Raw genomic sequence first — 2,524 nt, 5'->3', positions numbered from 1 at the left:
GCGAACGGCGGCGCAGGGCGAATCCGGCGGCGGCCGCGACGGCCAGGCCGCCCGCCGCGGCGGCGGCCGGCACGCCGGCGGGGTCGGTGCTGGTGGAGCCGCTGCCGGTGTGCATCGCGCCGGACGGCTTCTGCGACGCGGGCGCCGAGGGCTGCATGGTCGGCTTGTGCGAGGCGGGGGCCGAGGGCTGCGTGCTGGGGGACGCGCTGGGGTCCATCGCCGTGTCGCCGCAGACCCGCTGGGCCTCGGAGGCGGTGGAGTCGGCCTTCTGCTTCAGCTGGTCGACGTTGTCCTTCTCGGCCTTGCCCGGGTGGCCGCCCGCGTCGATCTGCTTCTGGTAGTCGGCGAGGGCCGCCTTGTAGGCGGACTCGGCCTCGGTGGCCGCCGCGGTGGCCGGGTCGCACTGGGTGTCGGACGCCGAGGCCATCGGGGCCGCGAACAGGAGAGCGGTGCTGGCCAGGACAGTGCCGGTGGCTATCTTCAGCGAACGCATCAGGGCTTCCTCCAAGCATCGCGGTCACGGCACCGGAGCGTGCCGCCGACGAACCGCTGCACCCGACGTAAGCCGCAGCGGAGCGCCCCCGCAGAGGCGCGCCGGCCGCGAGCGTTCGGGCTTGAAGTCCCTTTTGCTCCAACAGTGCAGCTCACGGGTTCACGCGTGGTGCCGACGAGTGAAAGCGGCCCGTGTGCTCCAAACAGGGCGCCCGTGACGGGGCGCCCGTGACAAGCCGCGCGTGCGTCACGGCAGCGCGCGCGTGAGCCAGACGACCTCGCCGTTCTCCTCCGTGGTGACGCGGTCCCGTGTGAACCCGAGCTTGTCGAGGACCCGCAGGGACGGCGTGTTCCAGTCGGCGACCGTCGACCAGAGGCGGGTCCGGCCGGTCGCCGCGGCGGCCCCCAGCACCGCGGCGGCGGCCTCGGTGGCGTAGCCGTTCCCGTGGGCGTGCCGGAACAGCTCGTACGCGATCTCCGGTTCATCGAGCGTGGAGCGCCCGATGATCAGTCCGCAATAGCCGATGAAGTCGCCTTCCGCGCGGCGCACGATCGGCAGCAGGGCGATGCCCGTGCTCTGCGACGCGGTGAGGAACTCCTCGATCGATGTCCGGATCCGTTCGACCTCGGGGGTGCCGTTGCCCCGCTCCGCCAGGAGGGTGCAGAACTCCTCCGCGTCCGACACGGCCCAGGGCCGCAGGAGCAGCCGCTCCGTCTCCAGGTGGTACGTCATCGCCTCGTACGTCGTCATGGCCCACACTCTGCCGCACAGGCCGGCGGTGCCCGTCCGCACCCTCGGACCGGCCGGAGCATCACCTGCCGGCGGCACCGTGCGCTCCGGCACCCGCTGTAGCCTGTGATCATGCATGCGTCACCCGGCTCCGCGCCGTCGGACTCCGCGCCCGGTCCCGCCCGGCGCGGACTGCTCACGGAGCGCTTCGCGCGCGAGCTCGAGCGGGAGATCCGCTCCGGAGCGATCGAGGTCGGGGCGAAGCTGCCGTCCGAGCGCGAGCTGGCCGCGCGGTTCGGCGCCAGCAGGAACGTCGTGCGTGAGGTGCTGCGCCGGCTGGAGGCCCAGCACCTGATCGAGGTCGCGCCCGGCCGCGGTTCGTTCGTGCGCGAGCAGTCCACGGGGCAGGCCAGGAGGTACGACGCGCTGTACCGGGCCGGGCGGCCCACGGTGCGTCAGCTCATCGAGGCCCGGATCCCGTTGGAGGTCGAGATCGCCGCCCTCGCCGCGCGCCGTGCGACGGACGAGGACCTCGCGGCGATGCGGTCCGCGCAGCGCACGATGGAGGCGGCGACCGATGTCGTGGTCAGGGCGCAGGCCGACGTGGAGTTCCACGACGCGATCGCGGCGGGCGGCGGGAACCCGGTGCTGCGGATCATGCTGGCGTCGATCAGCGGGTTGATGTTCGAGATGATGCTCCGCTCGCACTCCGACCCGTCGATCGCCGAGCCAGGCGTCCCGCACCACCCGGAGATCCTGGCCGCGATCGAGGCGGGCGACGCGGAGCTGGCGTCGTCCCGGATGCGTGAACACCTGACGCTCGGTCTGCGCACGTACGGGGCCGACCTCGACACCCCCCTCGATGTCATGGCGCGCCACCACATCGAGGCGCTGCTCGCACGCGAGGGCGACGCGCGCGGGACCGGCGCGGAGTAGCCCCGCTCTCGGTCGATCTCGCCGCCCGAGGGGCTACCGGGGAATCGGGGCGCCCTGTTAGGTTCCTCTTCTGGTCCGACTGGTCCTACCAGTAGGGCCAGAAGGGACGAACACGCCTCCGCACCCACCAGAGAGCGCCCACCGCATGAAGATCATCGACGCGAAGGTCGTCGTCACCAGCCCCGGCCGCAACTTCGTCACGCTCAAGCTGACGACCGACGAAGGCCTCACCGGCCTGGGCGACGCCACGCTCAACGGCCGTGAACTCGCCGTCGTCAGCTACCTGGAGGACCACGTCGCACCCCTCCTCCTCGGACTCGACCCGCATCGCGTCGAGGACACCTGGCAGTACCTGTACCGCGGCGC

3 protein-coding genes and 1 pseudogene are annotated in these 2,524 nt (G+C 72.4%); 2 read left to right on the top strand and 2 right to left on the bottom strand.

Annotation, left to right across the window (positions count from 1 at the left end):
• Together GTW43_RS19880 and GTW43_RS19875 are read right to left on the bottom strand one after the other, a co-directional pair.
• The coding region (locus GTW43_RS19880) for a hypothetical protein (protein WP_202501722.1) at nt 1-493 on the bottom strand (493 nt) is incomplete at its 3' end.
• A gap of 246 nt (nt 494-739) precedes the next feature.
• Nucleotides 740-1,243 (bottom strand): GNAT family N-acetyltransferase, encoded by a 504-nt coding sequence (locus tag GTW43_RS19875; protein ID WP_161303365.1) that lies wholly within the window; start codon nt 1,241-1,243, stop codon nt 740-742.
• A gap of 111 nt (nt 1,244-1,354) precedes the next feature.
• On the opposite strand from GTW43_RS19875, the gene GTW43_RS19870 reads away from it, so the two are divergent.
• Both GTW43_RS19870 and GTW43_RS19865 read left to right on the top strand, forming a co-directional pair.
• On the top strand, nt 1,355-2,158 hold the full coding sequence (locus GTW43_RS19870; RefSeq protein ID WP_161303364.1) for a FadR/GntR family transcriptional regulator: 804 nt from the start codon (nt 1,355-1,357) through the stop codon (nt 2,156-2,158).
• A gap of 145 nt (nt 2,159-2,303) precedes the next feature.
• A pseudogene (locus GTW43_RS19865) lies at nt 2,304-2,524 on the top strand (bifunctional D-altronate/D-mannonate dehydratase); the annotation flags it as partial.

The organism is Streptomyces sp. SID5785 (genome assembly GCF_009870065.1).
Lineage (GTDB): Bacteria > Actinomycetota > Actinomycetes > Streptomycetales > Streptomycetaceae > Streptomyces.
Note: the sequence above shows the minus strand (reverse complement) of the source record. Positions and strands in the feature narration are given on the sequence as shown.